The following is a 17,756-nucleotide window of genomic DNA, read 5'->3' as shown; positions in this document are numbered from 1 at the left end:
CTTTAAAATTTACGGAAACGTTCATAACGTGCTTTTGCAATCTCTTCTCCGCTTTTTCCTTCATATGATTCTAAAAATTCGCGGATACATTTATGCATATAAACTGCAATGGAACTCAATGCCTCATCATCTGCTCCACCATACTCCGGTATAATTTTCTCGATAATGCCAAGTTCTAAAAGATCCTTTGCTGTTATCTTCATTACTTCTGCTGCTTCTTTGGCACGCTTGCCATCCTTCCAGAGAATAGATGCAAAGCCTTCCGGAGAAAGTACGGAATAAGTTGCATTCTCCATCATGCAGACTTCATTTCCAACTGCCAGTGCCAATGCACCACCACTTCCGCCTTCTCCTATCATAAAGGTAATAACCGGAACTTTCAACCCTGACATTTCATAAAGATTTCTTGCAATAGCTTCTCCCTGTCCGCCTTCCTCTGCTTCCATACCGCAGAATGCTCCGGCTGTATTAACAAAGGTGATAACCGGACGATGGAATTTTTCTGCCTGCTTCATCAGACGGATTGCTTTACGGTATCCTTCCGGAGATGGCATTCCGTAATTATGACGCATGCAGTCCTTCATGTCCTTTCCCTTCTGGATTCCGATTACCGTAACCGGTTGTCCGTCAAGGTATGCGATACCGCCCACAATTGCCGGGTCATCCCTGTAATAACGGTCTCCATGAAATTCTATGAATTTGGTAAAGATACTGTTGATATAATCCTCTGCGGACAGACGGTCTACCTTACGTGCCATCTTAACCTTTTCCCATGCACTCTTTTCTTTTGTATTGTAAGCGCGTTCCCGCATCAGCTCTGTCGGTCTTCCATCTACTTCAGTTGCCGGGTCAAATTTGGCATATCCACTTACTTTATGCATACGAAGGATTTCATACAGACGTTTCTTTAAATCTTTCCGCTCTACAATGGCATCCACAAAACCATGCTCTAACTGGAACTCTGCTCTCTGGAATCCCTCCGGCAGTTTCTGTCCGATGGTCTGCTCAATTACTCTTGCTCCGGCAAATCCAATCAGTGCGCCAGGCTCTGCTAAAACAATATCACCTAACATAGCAAAGCTTGCTGTTACACCTCCGGTTGTCGGGTCAGTTAATACAGAAATATATAAAAGTCCGGCATCGGAATGTTTCTTTAAAGCTGCTGCTGTCTTTGCCATCTGCATCAGGGATACAATACCCTCCTGCATTCTGGCTCCGCCGGAACAGCAGAAAAGAATAACCGGAAGTTTTTCTTCCGTAGCACGTTCTACTGCTCCCGCAATTTTCTCTCCGACGGCATGACCCATGCTTCCCATCATAAATCTGGCATCACACACACCAATAACCGCATCTTCTCCGTAAATCTTACCTTTTCCTACGGTAACTGCTTCTTTTAATCCGGTTTTCTCACGGACTGCCGTCAGCTTATCGACATAGCCCGGAAAATCCAGCGGATTCGTTCCATGCTCTTCGGCAAACCATTCTTCAAAGCTCTGTGGGTCTAATACCATCTTCAGGCGGTTTCCGGTTTTTACGCGGAAATATGCTCCACACTCATAACAGACATAGCGGTTTCTTACTACCTCTGCTTTGTTTACCATTTTGCCACAGGCTTTACAAAGTACTTCCTCTTTCTTTTTTTCTTCCTGTAAAATACCTTCTGTGGCATCCTTTACAGCTCTATTTTCCTTGATTTTATCCAGTAATCTGCTCACTTTACTCACCACTTCCAATCGCAAATGTCAACTCTGCTGTTGCAGCTATTTTTCCATCTACTGTTGCAGTTGCCTTTCCAATTCCAATCGGTCCCTTTACTTTTATGATTTCTGTCTCTAAAACAAGTACATCCTCCGGAACCACCTTTTTCTTAAATTTTGCATTGCTGATTCCTGCAAAATATGCGGTTTTTCCTTTGAATTCATCCTGACAGAGCATTGCAACCGCGCCGGTCTGTGCCAGTGCTTCTATAATTAAAACACCCGGCATTACCGGTTCTCCCGGAAAATGTCCTGCAAAATAAGGTTCATCAAAGGTAACACATTTTTTCCCTACTGCACGAAGTCCCGGCACCAGTTCTTCAATCGTGTCAATCAGAAGAAACGGATGACGATGTGGGATGATTTCCATAATTTCTTTCGTTGTCAGTACTGACATTGTTCCCTTCTCCTTTATGCCTGATATTTTTTCAGAAGCAGACTTGCATTATGTCCGCCAAAGCCCAGTGAATTGCTGATGGCATATGGCACTTCTTCTTCATATGCCTCTTTGCAATAATTCAGATCCAGTTCTTCATCCGGTATCTCATAACCTACGGTTGCATGAATGTAACCTTCTTCGATTTCCTTTACACAGGTCAGGCACTCGATGGCTCCTGCTGCTCCAAGAAGATGTCCAATCATGGATTTGGTGGAATTAATCCGGATATCCTTTGCATGCTCACCAAACGCCAGCTTGATTGCTCTTGTCTCAAATAAGTCATTATGATGGGTGCTGGTTCCATGGGCATTGATATAAGTAATTTCCTCCGGATTTACACCGGCATCCTTCATTGCATTTATCATTGCGGTTGCTGCACCTGCACCATCCTCTGCCGGAGATGTAATATGGTATGCATCCGAAGAACATCCATATCCGGTTACTTCTGCATAAATCTTCGCTCCACGTTTTTTGGCATGTTCTAATTCTTCTAAAATTACAATTGCGGCACCTTCTCCCATAACAAATCCACTTCTGTTTTTATCGAACGGAATGGATGCATGTTTTGGATCATCTGAAGAAGTAAGTGCGGTTAAAGATGTAAATCCTGCTATTCCAAGCGGAGTAATGCAGCTTTCTGTTCCACCTGCTACCATCACTTCTGCATCACCATACTGGATGGTACGGAAGGCTTCACCAATGGCATTCGTTCCGGATGCACAGGCGGTACTGATATTTAAGCTCTTTCCTTTTAATCCAAACTGAATGGATACATTTCCTGCTGCCATATTGGAAATCATCATCGGGACAAATAACGGATTTACTCTTCCCGGTCCCTTTTCCAATAATTTACTATGCTCTCTTTCGATTGCCTGTAAACTTCCGACTCCGGAACTGATGGAAGTACCCACACGGTATGCATCCTCTGCTTCCATGGAAAGTCCGGAATCCTCCAGTGCTTCTCCGGCTGCCGCTACGGCAAACTGGCAGAATGCTTCCATTCTCTTTGCAGAGCGAAAATCCATATATTCTTTTGCATCAAAATCCTTTACTTCTGCTGCAAGATGACATTTATAGTCTGTTGCATCAAAATGTGTAATCTCTCCAATACCTACCTTCTGCTGCTTTACTGCAGACCAGAATTCCGGCACATTATTTCCAATTGGTGTAATCGCACCCAATCCTGTTACTACAACTCTACGATTCATGTTCTTATCCTCTCTATCTAAACAATCCATCTCACGTTATTCGTCATCCGCTGTTTTTTCTAAGCTTTTACATCAGCCAGTATTATTTCTGCATCTACATAGTCATTCCGCCATCTACAGCAAGCACCTGTCCTGTGATATAACCTGCCTCTTTGGATGCTAAGAATGCAACTGCTGCCGCAATTTCTTCCGGCTTTCCGATTCTTCCCAGTGGAATGTTATGAAGCATATGTTCTTTTACCGTATCCGGCAAATCCTTTGTCATATCGGTCTCAATCATTCCCGGTGCTACTACATTTGCAGTAATACCGCGGGTGGAAAGTTCTCTTGCAACACTCTTAGTCAATCCAATGACTCCTGCTTTGGCTGCACAGTAATTTGCCTGACCGGCATTTCCGGTAATTCCGGATACAGATGATATATTGATTATCCTTCCACTTTTCTGTTTTAAGAAATAACGGGATGTATGATGAATGGTATGGAATACACCCTTTAAGTTTGTCTCATAGACTGCATCAAATTCTTCATCATTCATCTTCATCACAAGATTATCTCTTGTAATTCCTGCATTATTTACAAGAATATCCAGATGTCCGTATTTCTTTATGATATCCCTGATCATGGTCTGACATGCCTCGTCATCTGCCACATTGCACTGATAAGATTCTGCTCTGCCACCCATATCGGTAATCATTTTTACTACTTCTTCAGCCCGCTCTTTACTGCCATTGTAATTTACAATTACCGTTGCTTTGTCTTCTGCCAGACGAAGTGCAATGGCACGGCCGATTCCTTTGGCTGCACCGGTTACCAGTGCTACTTTATTCTCCAACATAGGCTTTATAATCCTCCAGTTTTTCAATGCTTACCGTTCTGACATCCCGGTTGATTTTACGCATAAATCCAGATAAAGTATGTCCCGGTCCGATTTCTACAAACTCATCATAACCGTCTGCAATCAGACGCTCGATGCTCTGCTGCCATCTTACAGAAGAAGATACCTGCTTCTTTAACAGTTCTTTTACCGGTTCTGTTGTGGTAACGTAATCTGCCGTCACATTGGTTACATATGGAATAGTGAAGTCCTGCAGCTTTGTATTTTCCAATACTTCTGCCAATTTTTCTCCGGCTCCGGTTAACATGGCGGAATGGAACGGTCCACTTACTTTTAATGGAACCACACGCTTTGCTCCAACTTCCTTCAATGCTGCACCGGCCTTTTCTACTGCTGCTTCTTCTCCGGTAATTACAATCTGTCCCGGACAGTTATAATTTGCTATAGATACAATTCCTTCGGTATTGCTGCATACTTCTTCAATCGCTTTCGCATCCAGTCCTAAGACTGCTGCCATTGCTCCGCCGGTTGGTACTGCTTCCTGCATAAAGATTCCTCTTGCACGAACGACACGGAATGCATCTTCCATACTCATGACACCGGATGCAATCAATGCGCCGTATTCTCCAAGGCTTAATCCTGCACAAGCTGCCGGTTCTTTTCCAGCTTTCTTTAATGCTGCATAAATTGCTGCCTCTGTGGTCAGCATGGCAATCTGTGTATACTCTGTAATATTGATCTCTTCATTTTCTTCAAAACAAAGCTTTGCAATATCAAGTCCGGTTACTTTTGAAGCAAGCTCATATACGGCTTTACTCTCTTCACAGGCATCATAGAAATCTTTGCCCATTCCAATATACTGCGCTCCCTGTCCAGGGAACATGAATACAACCTTACTCATTTTCTTCTCCTTATTTCCGATTCATCAGACGTTCTGCTTCTGATACGATAGAAGTAATAATTTCCTTACAGGACAATTCATCCTGTATCATTCCGGCAATCTGACCTGCCATCAGACTTCCATTTACCACATCGCCGTCCATCACTGCTTTGCGGAGGGAACCAAGGGTAAGCTGTTCTAATTCATCTAATGTTGCGCCTTCTTTTTCCATCTTCAGATACTCACGGCTCATCTTATTACGGATGACACGGATTGGATGTCCGGTACTGGAACCTGTTATTTCAGAATCAATGTCTTTGGATTTTATCAGCTTCTCTTTGTAGTTTGCATGTACGATAGATTCTTTGGCTGCCACAAATCTTGTTCCCATCTGAACTGCTTCTGCACCCAGCATAAATGCTGCAGCCATTCCTCTTCCATCTGCAATTCCTCCGGCTGCAATCACCGGTGCATCAATGGCATCTGCCACCTGTGGCACCAATGCCATGGTTGTAGTGGAACCGATATGACCACCGGATTCCATTCCCTCTGCCACAACAGCATCTGCGCCACCGCGGACCATAAGTTTTGCCATCGCTACACTTGCTACTACCGGAATTACTTTAACACCTGCTTCTTTCCAGAGGCTCATGAATTTGGCTGGATTTCCGGCTCCTGTTGTGACAACCGGAACCTGCTCCTCAACTACCACCTTTGCCACTTCCGGTGCATTCGGATTCATCAACATGACATTTACACCAAATGGTTTGCTGGTGCGTTCCTTCACCTTGCGAATCTGCTCCCGAACCACTTCAGGTGGAGCACTGGCTGCACCGATAATACCAAGTCCACCTGCTTCAGATACTGCAGCAGCCAGATGATATTCTGCAACCCATGCCATTCCGCCCTGGATAACAGGCTCTTCTATTCCTAACAGTTCTGTGATTCTTGTTTTCATATTTTATTCCTCAACGCCCTTTGCTTTTAAGTAGTCAATAACATCTCCTACAGTTGCGATTTTCTCTAAATCTTCTGACGGAATCTCTACACCGAATTCCTCTTCCATGCTCATAACCAGTTCAAACAAGTCTAAAGAATCTGCTCCTAAATCATCCTTGAAATTGGATTCTGCTTTTACCTCTCCATCATAGTTTAACTGCTCTTTGATTAATTCTGCTAATTTCTCTAACATTATTTCGTTCTCCTTTTTGGTCTTTTCTTTGATAATACTTTGAGTTGCAAATATTTTGATTATCAAATTATTTGCAACTCAAAGTATATACATAAGCATTTCTGTTGTCAACTATATTTTTACTCAAGGAATAAAGAATGTGCCTTGGCACATTCCCGCGCCTGCGGCGGTCGCTTGCGACATCTACCTTATACGCCGCAGTGTGCATCCTCGCGGAGCGTTTTTTACTTTACAGGAAAGCAATTTCCTGTAAAGCAAAAAAGACAGTGTCGGAACTTTTCTGTTCTTTCACTGTCTTATGTTAGTTACTTCTTTTATTTTTTATCACTTATGCAGCTTTTTTACGATTTGATACTACAAAGTAAACACCTACTAATAATACTCCGATGCATAAGAAGAATACCGGATTGATACCGTCACCTGTCTTCGGAGTGCTGTCCTTCTCGTGGCTGCCTGAAGTTACTGTCTTGCCGGAATTGCTGTTCTTAGTTGCGCCAATCACATTTCCGCCGGTCACTGCTGTGCCGCCACCGGTTACTGTAGTAGCGGAACCACTTCCGTTGTTGCTGTTGGAAGTATCTGTTGAACCATTGCTATTGGAATTATTTCCATTATCTGGAGTCGGCTGTGGATTCTCCCCTCCAAGGCTCTGGAAACTGATTCCATTTCCGGTTGCATATACCTGTGCCTGTGTTCCTGAATAACCGGAAATTGTGGATGGACTCCAGCTGCTCTGACTTCCGATTGACGTTACACTTGCCGGAATCAAAATTGTACTGATACTGCTGCCGCTGAACGCATCTGTTTCAATAGTATTAACAGAATCCGGAACTGTCAGTGAAGTAACCGACTTGCAGTTTGCAAAAGAACCTGCTCCGATGGTTACCGTACTGGTCGCAATTTTTGCACCGGATTTTCCCTCCGGGCAACGGATTAACCTGGTCATTGCTTTGTTATAAAGACATCCGTCACTGGATGCATATGTACCATTTCCTGATGCAACACTGATGGATGCCAGTCTGCTGCAGCCGGTAAATACGTTGCTTCCGATGCTGGAAACGCCAGCCGGAATTGTAATTCCGGTTAAAGAAGTACAATCATAAAATGCTTTATCCCCGATGCTTCCTACGGATTCCGGAATTGTAAACTGGGATAATGAACTGCACTCTGCAAATGCCTGGGAACCAATGGATGAAATTGAAGTTCCAATAGATACACTGGTAAGGCTTGTACAGTTATAAAATGTCTCTGCCGGAATAGAACCAATATCTCCTTCTATGCTGACAGAACCAAGACTTGTACAGTTATAGAAAACTGCGGTTCCCATTCCAGTCACATAGGATGGAATCGTTACACTTGTAATGGATGTATTGGATGCAAATACACCACTTGCAATTGTAGATACCGACTCTGGAATTGTAATTGCTCCACCGGCTCCGCTGTAGGCAACCAGTGTTCCACTGTCATCTACTGTAAATCCATTTTCATCTGTTGTCTCGTCTGCCCGGACGGTCTGTCCCGGCATCACTGCCAGCAGTAAACATACTGCTGCAAAAATAGAAAATCCTTTTTTCAATATCTGCATCTCTCATCTCTCCTAGCTTTATCTACTTGATACATTATACTTCTTATCTACTTACTGTACACGCTTTGCCAGTATAAACATTCTTCCGTCCTGTGTGTAATTATTGCAGGTAGAAAGAGTCAGCAGCTGGTCTCCATAAGCACTGTCTATCTCTTCGCCATATACAGAAAGCTGTGCCACATTATTTAAATATTCCTGGTATTCTTCTTCAGAATCTGCATTCAGAAAATTATAATACCGGAATACATTTTCATCCTGATACTGGACCTCTGATAATCCCACTTCAATGACTTCATAGACTCCTCTTTCATAAAGAGTATTAAATTCTATCGTCTTATGGGCATTGTAGAAATCTTCGTCCAGATATTTCTTTAATTCGCCAAACATCATTCCGCTTTTCATATTATGCCCGTAAATGATGATATTGGTGTCCCTGTTTATGTAATCATTTCTGGCATCAATAAAAAGGGTGCCATTCAAGTCGTCATTTTTATCAAAATCATGTTTCAGATAATAATCCGGTTCTTCCTGCGAAGACTGCATGACCGGATAATCAATACCCGTATCCGGAATATGTAACCATCCGATTAATTCCGGATTTTCCGCATACAGGGAAACATAATCCTCTAACATAATCAGCGGCTGCTCTGTTGACTCTCCTGTTTCGGCTGCATCTTCTGTATTTTCCGGATTCATCTGCTCCGTTCCTGTTACAAGGTGCTCTACTACATTATTCTGTTTCTTATTCTGTAAATCCTTAAGCCTGTTAGCAGCTTTATAATCCGCATATTCCGAAATCGCATAATATCCGATACAGGCTGTCGCAACAATGATGCATACGATGCCGACCACCTTCTGCCAGGTAAAATGAAATGGCAGCTTTGCTTCTGCTTCCGCTTCTTCCTTGGCAATTTTTTCTTCTATCATGTTCTGCGAACTATCCGCAACAATATCTGAAATGCACCAGAAGAACGATTTTCCGATTTCACTTTTAAAACGGATTTTCTTCGTGCGCATCATGGTATACAACCGGATTGCTACTTCCGGATCATAAATATCCAGTTCATCGGTAATATACTTGATTTTCTTTAAATCTTCCTGCGCCTGCCTGTATTCCCTTAAGGTTTCGAATTCATAATCACCTATTTTATAAATCTTTTCATCCATAATTTATGATTCATCTGCCTTATCTTCTCATGGTCCAGGTAGTTTTATTATAGGTCATTTTGTCATCTTTCGCAAGATTTTTCCGCAAGATATACACAATGTACCCTTTCTTATTTTTATATCGTCTATATCTTGCGCTTTCTTTAGTCTAAATTGGATTTTTCCAGCAAATAACGGAACATCTGCTCCGCTGCTACCTTATGTTCGGAGCCAAGGGCAATACCAAGAATACATTCCTTTTCATAATAACCGTGTTCAACCGGCCAGCTTCCGGCTCCAAGACGGATGCCTGCTGCAAAAGTATCTCCGGTGTCCTTATCCTCTACATAGAAGATATAATCCTTTAACTGTTCCAGCTCGTCTTTGGAAAAGTACTGCGTCAAATCTGCTATGGCACCAGACTGGGCAAGATTTTCAAAAACCATTTCATCGGCACCCAAAACATCTACTCCACCGCCTGCAATCACTGTCTGCAGGGACTGATAGGAATAGAGATTACTGGTATCTGTGCTGGTTAAATCCACATAATATGCATCATTTACCACGACCTCCTGGGCTGCTGTATCATATCCATATTGCTCCATGAATTCTGAGAAATCCGGGTCTTCATCTGCCGGCATACTCTTTGCATTTACTAATACAATCTGGGAAATATCTTCCTTTGTGGTCATATAATGATGTACCGTCATACCAATCAAAATAATCATTGCAACTACTGCCAGTATTACAAGTCTGTAATAGTCCCAGACAAATCCGATTCGCTGTTTCCAGGTCATTGTCTTTAAATCAGCTTTCTTTTCCATATTATCGCCTTTCTCCCTCTGCCGGAGCTGTATTATCTCCTGTAGTGTCATTCTCTGCTGCATTACTCTCTGTCACATCTGTGCCACTCTCCGCATCAGCATCATTGCCTGTGCCAAGAGGTGCCACAAAATCTGCATACGGTAATTCTTTATGTAAATTTTCCATATAATCATACCAGATTTCTCCCGGATAGCTGGCTCCTGTCAGTCCTGGAAGTTCTGCCGGAATATCATATCCAACCCAGACGCTGGTGGTGTAATACTTTGTATAGCCTACAAACCAGCCATCCTTATTGGAATTGGTGGTTCCTGTTTTCGCTGCACTGGCAGTCTCGGACAATGCCAGTCCCTTTGCTGTTCCTTGTGTCAGAACACCCTCTAATATATTGGTCATCCAACGGGCTGCATTGGTCTTATAAACCTGCTTTTCATCGACAATTTTCTGATAGATTGCATTTCCGTCTGCATCCTGTATCTCTACAATGCAGGTAGGCTCCCGGTATTTTCCATCATTTTCTATGGTGGCATAAGCCGCCGCCATTTCTACCGGAGAGACTCCATTGGTAAATCCACCCAGGGATGCCGCCGGTCTTTCATCCTCCGGGGACAGCTTTGCAAAATTCATCTCCTTCAGATAGGAAATTCCTGTAGTGGGAGTCATCTCTTCTAAAAGATTCCACGCCACTGTATTAATGGAATTTTCTACTGCATAACGCAAGGTTACGCTGCCAAGATACCTGCCACTGGCATTTTCCGGTCCATCCTCAATCGGTGCATCTTCCACCACAGTATCCGGGGTATAGCCCCGCTCCAGCGCCGGTGTGTATACAATCAACGGTTTGATGGCACTACCCGGCTGCCGGTAACTCTGATAGGCGCGGTTTAGCATATGCCCGTCATATTCCTGACTTCTGCCGCCTACAATTGCCTTTACAAAACCGGTCTCATTGTCAATGCATACTGCCGCACTCTGCAATGTATAAATGCCCTCTTCATTGACATCGGTAAAATCCTGCAGCTTCTCATCCACTGCATTCTGAAGCTGCTCTTCCATATTTAAATCAATGGAAGTATAGATTCTATAGCCTCCTGTATAAAGAGACTGTTCGCAGGTTTTATACTGCTCCTGATAGGCATCTTCATAGGTCTTTCGATCTTCCTCCGAAGAAAAATCTGTCCGGAATTCAAAGCCCTGCTGCTCCATCAATGCCCGTGTTGCACAATAGCAGGCATAGGTCTCTACCGCATCATAACGCTTTGTTGGCTCTGCTGTGCTGAGTACAATCGTTTCCTGTCTGGCATCCTTATATTCCCTGCGGCTGATTTTGCCATCCTCATACATGTTTTTTAAAATGCGGTCACGTCTTCCTAACGTATTATCCGGGTTCTTATAAGGATTATACATCGTCGGATTATTCGGTATCGCACAAAGATATGCCATCTGGGACAATGACAAAAATGAAACATCTGTATCAAAATATCCCCGGCTCGCCGCCTGAATGCCATAATATCCATTTCCAAAATAAATATTGTTGAGATAAAACTCTAAGATTTCATCCTTGGTATATTTCTTTTCCAGCTCTGTGGCAATGAATATTTCTTCCATTTTTCGCTGCCACGTTCTGTCATTATTTAGGAAAATGGTTCTTGCAAGCTGCTGCGTAATGGTACTTCCGCCCTGGGTTACTTCTCCATTACGCACCATCGCCCAGACTGCACGGATAATTGCCTTAAAATCAATTCCGCCATGACTGTAAAATTTTTTATCTTCAATACTGACCATGGCTTCTTTGACTTCTTCCGGTATCTCATCACTGGTCAGATAGCTTACATCCTTGGTGCCACGAAGTGACATGATTCTCGTTCCATTCACATCATAAACCTGGCTGGTCTGCTCCGCCCGGAATGTGTCCTTCGTCGACTCTTTTACAAACCGGACTGCTTCTTCATGCATGGCACTGACCTGACTGGCATACCCGCCAAAATAGTAATACGCCAGCCCGCCGATTACCATAAGTATCAGAACTATCTGCAGCTTTACAAAAAGCCAGAAACCACGGTATTTCTTTTTCCTTTTTTTCTTCTCTTTATGGGACATGGGATTCCTCCATATTGCTCTATTTTACACTGTTCCATAAAAAGTTACAAGGCTACTGTTCCATTTGTCTTCCTAAAAATCCCGCCGCTGTAATAGCAAGCTTGCTTTCGGTTTCTCCCATTTTTGCAGTTTCATTTTTCTCATATAAAACAACTGCTCCGATGGCATCTCCTTCACAGATAATCGTGCTGATTGCCTGGTCATGATAGTTTCCGGTATCATCTAAGGTAATTCGTACAAATTTGCTGTCTCCCTGCTGTGCAAGAATATTTTTCCGGTCTTCGATCAGTTCCTCTAACTGCCTGCTGATTGGTTTTCCTTCGAATTCCTTCTTTCCGTTTCCTGCAGCCGCAATCACATGGTCCCGGTCGGTAATACATACCAGATGCCCGGTGCTCTGCGCAAGGCTCTCCGCATACTGTCCGGCAAACTGGCTCAGTTCTCCAATCGGTGAATATTTCTTAAGAATAATCTCACCTTCCCGGTCTGTAAAGATTTCCAGCGGGTCACCTTCCCGGATGCGCAGTGTCCTGCGGATTTCCTTTGGCACTACAACTCTCCCCAAATCATCTATTCTACGTACAATTCCTGTTGCTTTCATTAAAAATTCCTCCTGTTTCCTACATACTTTCCATTTTTGTGCTGTATGGGTAGTATGTGGAAAACAGGAGGAATTATGCAAGCCTTCCTCGTATTTACATTTTTAAATCACTGGTGTTTTTATTAGCCAAAATCAATCTTTTTTCATTTTTGGCTAATAGCTGCAACCAAACAGTACTGGCAGTGCAAACAAAATTAACGGCTTCATGATTTTTCCTTCCGGTTTAAGATTGTAAATGCAACAACACAGATGATTGCGGAAAGCAGGGAGCCTGCTGCCGTTGCCAGTCCCATTGGGAATAAGGTATCCGGGAATAAAGTCGAAGTCAGATAAACGCCCGGAATTCTTACCAGTGTAATTGCAATGATATTATGTAAAAATGAGATGCCGGATTTGCCGCAGGCACAGAAATATCCGCTGAAGCTGAAATGAATTCCTGCGAACATGCAATCCCAGACATATCCCCTTAAGTATTGACCTCCCAGACGTACCACTTCCGCTCCCGATGCATCCGATGCATCTGTAAATAACGCCACCACCGGACTGGCGAAGAACTGCATGAAGATTCCTACGATAATTCCAAAGCCCACTGTAATCATCACAGCATAGCGCAGGGTTTCATTGGCACGCTGCCTCTTTCCCGCTCCGATATTCTGTGCACCAAGTGCAGATACTGTTGATAACATGGAGGACGGAATCAGGAACAGGAAACTTATTATCTTTTCCACGATTCCCACAGCTGCTGCATCATTTAATCCACGCTGGTTCGCAATGATGGTGATAATCATAAATGCCACCTGAATGAAACCGTCCTGCAATGCAATGGGAATACCGATTTTTAAAATCTGTCCCATGATATTGTGGCTTAATCTGAAATCTTTCCTGCTAAAAGAGAATTCTTTCCGCTGTCTGATAATCATACACAGGGAAATAACTACACTGATTGCCTGGGCACAAGTGGTTCCAAGAGCTGCACCTGCCGGTCCAAGATGCAGTCCGCCGATAAATACATAATCCAAGACAATATTTGCTGCACATGCAATGGCAATAAAGTACATCGGACTCTTGCTGTCACCCATACCACGGAAAATTGCACTGATAATATTATATGCTGTAATAAAAGGAATCCCGATAAAGCAGATGGTAAGATAGGATATCGTTCCCATTACTGCTTCCTGTGGTGTAGACATTACTGTTACAATTGGTTTTGTCAGCAAGAGCAGCACCGTCATCAGCACAAGGGCAACTCCCATAAATAGGATTACCGTGTTTCCAATTCCTTCTGCCACCCGTTTCTTATCTTTGCTTCCAATCGCCTGTCCGATGCTGACCGTTGTTCCCATGGCAAGTCCCACCAGCATAACTGTTATCATATGCATGACCTGTGAGCCAATGGATACCGCCGTAGTGCTGGCAACTCCTTCAAACTGCCCGATGATAAATAAATCTGCCATTCCATACAATGTCTGTAAAAAATAAGATAAAAGGTATGGCAGCGAAAATATAATTACATTTTTAAATACACTTCCTGTAGTAAGATTCCGTTCCACCATTTCATTCTGCTTCCTCTAAGCCAGCGCTGCGCCCAGATGACGGGTCAGCAAATCCACCAGCCATGCATGGTCTTCTGCTGACAGCTCGCTCTGCCTTACCAGAATCACCTGATTGGACAGATTTCTGATATAAATATAATTTTCATAGAATCCCCAGTCCTTATAGGCAGTCCACAGATTCACACCCTCCGCTATTTCTGATTTTATGCTGATGCTTTCTTCACTGAAAATATACTTGCGGTGGCCACTTACCAGTGCCTTCTGTGCATTTGCATAAAATCTCTTAAGTCTTGCTCTCTGCTGTACCTTTTTGCCGCCGCATGCAAAATATAGAAAAGCTGCCCATAGAATCATAAAAAGTGAACCCATTTCTGCCCTGCCAAGCATAAAGCTTAACATTCCGGACGGCAGACAGATTATGCACATAATCACAGAAGTAATCGTTACCACTTTTCTTCTCTTCCGGTATCCATCCGATTGCAAAGTTATTTCCAACAGCGCGTCCCGCTCTTCTTTTCCGATTTCAATTTCATATTCTAACATCTCTGTTCCCCCCATTTTCTTTTCGTCTATTTTTTATTTATTTTCTTTCCATTCATTTCTCATTTACTGCTTTTCCCAGATGACGGGTCAGTAAATCAATCAGCCATGTCCTCTCTTCTACCGACAATTTATCCTGTTTTACAAGAACATTTTCATTCGACAGATTCCTGATGCAGATGTAATTTCCATAGATTTCCCAATCCTTATAAAGTGTCCATGCAGTATTTCCTTCTGAAACTTCTGATTTTAAAAGAATTCCATCTTCACTGAAAGTATACTTCCGATAACCGGATTTTAGTTCTTTATCCATTACTGTAACAGATTTCTTTAATACCGTCTTCTGCATCAGCTTGCTTCCTCCGCATATCATAAAAAGACTATATGCAGCCAGGAGTGAGCAAAGTACAACAAGCCTTGTATCGCTATTTGTTACTCTCCATATTATAATCAAAATACAAGCTACAATCAGAATTGAAAATTTTATTGCTTCCGCTTTTCTTTTCTTTCGATACTCCTTCGAATTCAAAGCGATTTCCAACAGCGCGTCCTGCTCTTCTTTTCCGATTTCAATTTCACATTCTAACATCTCTGTTCCCCCATTTCTTTTTTCTAAAAACATTGTAATGAACACTGCTTATTCTGTCAAACACTATCGGTTGTTAACTTTGCTGTTCTGCTTTTGCACGAAACTCTGACTCCTTTTGAAATTCCGGGAGCACTGCTGATACTAATCGGCACAATACCGACTTCTATAGAAAATGCCTCATAGACGCATAAAATGTCTATGAGGCATTATAACTTTACTCGGCAAATATCTGCTCAATTATTTTATCAAACTCTAATGTGTGATATCTTCTTTTTAATGAATCGAGATTGTAAAGTGCCTGACCATTTATCAGTCCATTACAAGTATCATTATCATCTCCTTTATTTTTTGCTACAGCTCCCGAAAATTCCAAATCATCTGTATCAGAAAGCCATAAGGATGTCAGAAATCCTTCACACTGAATTCCAGGCATTGTATATCCATACATTCTTTGTGGCATAGATAAACCGTGCTGCATTCCTAATGTTACAATTTTTCCCAATATAGCCAGTTTTTTATTCCCGCTATACTCTGCAATTCGCATTAAATCTGGTACGAATTCTACAAATTCATCGTCCACATAGCTACATCCCGGAATAACATCACACCCTGCCCAGCCAGTTGTTCCAAAATCATTCTTTCCAAGAAGTGTATTTTCATCAAACGGAATATCCCAAAGATAAGTCCATGATGCAAGAATCTGTGCTGCTGATTTTGCACCATACAAATATCGTTCTTTTTTGGTAGTTTCATATGCCAACAACAATGTCCGCATATTATACATTACTCCAACAGCATCTATCTTTACAGACTTTTTATGCGTTGTATCATTTAATCCTCCCAGATATAAAACATCTTCTACATAATGTTCCATAATAAAATCAGCAGCTTTACACAATGCACTTCTATATTTCTCATTACCGGTGTATTCATGTACTAATGCTAATACTTCTCCCGGAAAAATTGTTCCTGACCCCTGCTCTATCACATTACTTCCAAACCATTCTTCCGGATATGTCATTGGAGTACCTTCCATCGTATATGCCCGATACCAGGAGCCATCTGTATTCTGAATTTCAATCATTTTATCACAAAATGCAACCACTACATCCAGCCAGTCTTTATGTAATGTTCCATTTTCCTTTTCCTCCAGAAAACAGAGCATTAAATAATACATAGCCTCCGTCATAGTCCGGCAATAATTTCCTTTTGTTCCTTTTAATTTTTCTGCAATTCCCATCATTGCACCTACGACCTGATTCCCCAGAAATTTTTCTAATTCTTTCCTGTTTTCCGAATACTGAAATGGCATTAATACGCCAGTCCACCAATAAACAAATTCTTCTTTTTCTACACTGTACATTGCATTCGGCAAACCACTTTCTGCAATACAGTGTTCCACAAAAAATTGTATTGTTTTTAATGCCCGTTCCCTATATTCTTCCTTTCCTGTTTCTTCTGCAGCCCGAAGCATTTCATAGCAAACCATAGTCTGATTTCCAGAAAATCCATATTCCAGTACATTCTGATTTCCATATTTTTCTCTTGGTGAGAAATGGCACACATAACCACAAGGATGATTTTTCTTTTCTGGAAAATCTCTAAAGCTATTGTGTAATAAGTCTCTTCTGTATGGTATTGTTTCTTCCAGACTAAATGGATGTCTGATATCATCATTAAGAATTCGTTCCATCTGAAATACGCTCGTCTTCCACGATGCTTCTGTCAGATTTTCAGCTTCTCCAAACTGCAGGATATATGAAACTTCCAATTCTTCTCCCTGTTTTATCTTTCGATATGCAGCCCACTCTGATCCATCTACATTTAAGCAAAATGAATTTCTCTCATAAAATGGATAATCACAACGTAACAAAAATTCTTCCATTCTATTTGCAGATGGTGCAATTCCCAGGGATCCAATATCTGTATTATGAACAAAATGCCTTTCTGCTATCTGTTTTCTGGTTATTGTAGTATCCACCTTTGGAATATCTGCCCGAATTAGTGAAATAAATTGCTTGTCATTTTTTGCAAATCCTGTCACTGACAAATTTGGATTTCTATCATCCTTATAATCCTGCTCAAAAGTTCCAAGATAATCATCCTGTCCATTCTGGTCTGTATCATTCTTATTATAAAAAGCACCCGGTATTACAAATTGATAATCGTCAAAATTTTTTGCATGTTTTGATTTACAATGGAATTCCGTAGATATCCGGATAGCAGTCTCTTTTTCTGCTGAAATACAGGCCACCTTTCTACTCAGTTTTATATTATTTGTATTTTGTTCCCACATATCAATAATATGAAATCTGTTTTCTTTATTTACTTCTACGTCTGCTTCTGCAATATGAATGTTTTTTTCACTTCTTATAACATCATACTTTGCTTTCTTATTTCTTTCCTTTAAAATCTGAATCTGAACCGGCCACGGTACTTCTATTTTTATTCCGTCCCTTTCTATTAAAACTTCATTTTTTTCTAATCCTACCGGAAATTTAAGTTCCAT

Annotated in this window: 16 protein-coding genes; all 16 read right to left on the bottom strand. The window is 41.9% G+C overall.

The window, feature by feature from the left end:
• Positions 1-2: 2 nt before the first annotated feature.
• On the bottom strand, positions 3-1,715 hold the full coding sequence (locus DXB43_RS00760) for an acetyl-CoA carboxylase carboxyltransferase subunit alpha (RefSeq protein WP_256385591.1): 1,713 nt from the start codon (positions 1,713-1,715) through the stop codon (positions 3-5).
• Between the two features lies 1 nt (position 1,716).
• Positions 1,717-2,154: a 3-hydroxyacyl-ACP dehydratase FabZ gene (gene fabZ, locus DXB43_RS00755; protein WP_117946119.1), complete on the bottom strand. Its 438-nt coding sequence runs from the start codon at positions 2,152-2,154 to the stop codon at positions 1,717-1,719.
• Between the two features lie 14 nt (positions 2,155-2,168).
• Complete coding sequence (fabF, locus tag DXB43_RS00750; protein ID WP_117946117.1) at positions 2,169-3,404, bottom strand: beta-ketoacyl-ACP synthase II; 1,236 nt, start codon at positions 3,402-3,404, stop codon at positions 2,169-2,171.
• Between the two features lie 94 nt (positions 3,405-3,498).
• Positions 3,499-4,239, bottom strand: a complete 741-nt coding sequence (gene fabG, locus DXB43_RS00745) for a 3-oxoacyl-[acyl-carrier-protein] reductase (RefSeq protein WP_117946115.1) — start codon at positions 4,237-4,239, stop codon at positions 3,499-3,501.
• Positions 4,226-5,140: an ACP S-malonyltransferase gene (gene fabD, locus DXB43_RS00740; protein WP_117946113.1), complete on the bottom strand. Its 915-nt coding sequence runs from the start codon at positions 5,138-5,140 to the stop codon at positions 4,226-4,228. The genes fabG and fabD overlap by 14 nt, the downstream gene beginning before the upstream one ends.
• Before the next feature lie 10 nt (positions 5,141-5,150).
• Positions 5,151-6,077, bottom strand: coding sequence for an enoyl-[acyl-carrier-protein] reductase FabK (gene fabK, locus DXB43_RS00735; RefSeq protein WP_022243651.1), 927 nt, complete (start codon positions 6,075-6,077; stop codon positions 5,151-5,153).
• Between the two features lie 3 nt (positions 6,078-6,080).
• The gene (acpP, locus tag DXB43_RS00730) at positions 6,081-6,311 is read right to left on the bottom strand and encodes an acyl carrier protein (RefSeq protein WP_022243652.1); all 231 of its coding nucleotides are present in this window, start codon (positions 6,309-6,311) and stop codon (positions 6,081-6,083) included.
• Positions 6,312-6,639: 328 nt separating this feature from the next.
• Positions 6,640-7,896 (bottom strand): leucine-rich repeat domain-containing protein, encoded by a 1,257-nt coding sequence (locus DXB43_RS00725; protein ID WP_117946111.1) that lies wholly within the window; start codon positions 7,894-7,896, stop codon positions 6,640-6,642.
• A gap of 51 nt (positions 7,897-7,947) precedes the next feature.
• The gene (gene srtB, locus DXB43_RS00720) at positions 7,948-9,063 is read right to left on the bottom strand and encodes a class B sortase (RefSeq protein ID WP_117946109.1); all 1,116 of its coding nucleotides are present in this window, start codon (positions 9,061-9,063) and stop codon (positions 7,948-7,950) included.
• A gap of 143 nt (positions 9,064-9,206) precedes the next feature.
• Positions 9,207-9,866 (bottom strand): hypothetical protein, encoded by a 660-nt coding sequence (locus tag DXB43_RS00715; protein ID WP_117946107.1) that lies wholly within the window; start codon positions 9,864-9,866, stop codon positions 9,207-9,209.
• A 1-nt stretch (position 9,867) separates the two neighbouring features.
• Positions 9,868-11,964: a transglycosylase domain-containing protein gene (locus DXB43_RS00710; protein ID WP_117946105.1), complete on the bottom strand. Its 2,097-nt coding sequence runs from the start codon at positions 11,962-11,964 to the stop codon at positions 9,868-9,870.
• Between the two features lie 52 nt (positions 11,965-12,016).
• A complete protein-coding gene (gene spoVT, locus DXB43_RS00705; RefSeq protein WP_022243657.1) occupies positions 12,017-12,565 on the bottom strand; it encodes a stage V sporulation protein T in 549 nt (182 codons plus the stop codon).
• A gap of 203 nt (positions 12,566-12,768) precedes the next feature.
• Positions 12,769-14,118, bottom strand: coding sequence for an MATE family efflux transporter (locus DXB43_RS00700; RefSeq protein ID WP_330417846.1), 1,350 nt, complete (start codon positions 14,116-14,118; stop codon positions 12,769-12,771).
• Positions 14,119-14,133: 15 nt separating this feature from the next.
• On the bottom strand, positions 14,134-14,661 hold the full coding sequence (locus tag DXB43_RS00695) for a hypothetical protein (RefSeq protein WP_117946103.1): 528 nt from the start codon (positions 14,659-14,661) through the stop codon (positions 14,134-14,136).
• Positions 14,662-14,713: 52 nt separating this feature from the next.
• Entirely contained in the window at positions 14,714-15,247 is a 534-nt protein-coding gene (locus DXB43_RS00690; RefSeq protein WP_147422394.1) for a hypothetical protein, read from the bottom strand.
• A gap of 214 nt (positions 15,248-15,461) precedes the next feature.
• Positions 15,462-17,756 carry a hypothetical protein gene (locus tag DXB43_RS00685; RefSeq protein WP_147337958.1) on the bottom strand — a complete coding sequence of 765 codons (2,295 nt, stop codon included), beginning with the start codon at positions 17,754-17,756 and terminating at the stop codon, positions 15,462-15,464.

The sequence above is a fragment of the Roseburia sp. OM04-10BH genome (assembly GCF_003462605.1).
Classification (GTDB): domain Bacteria; phylum Bacillota; class Clostridia; order Lachnospirales; family Lachnospiraceae; genus Roseburia_C; species Roseburia_C amylophila.
This window is presented reverse-complemented; position numbering and strand designations above follow the sequence as displayed.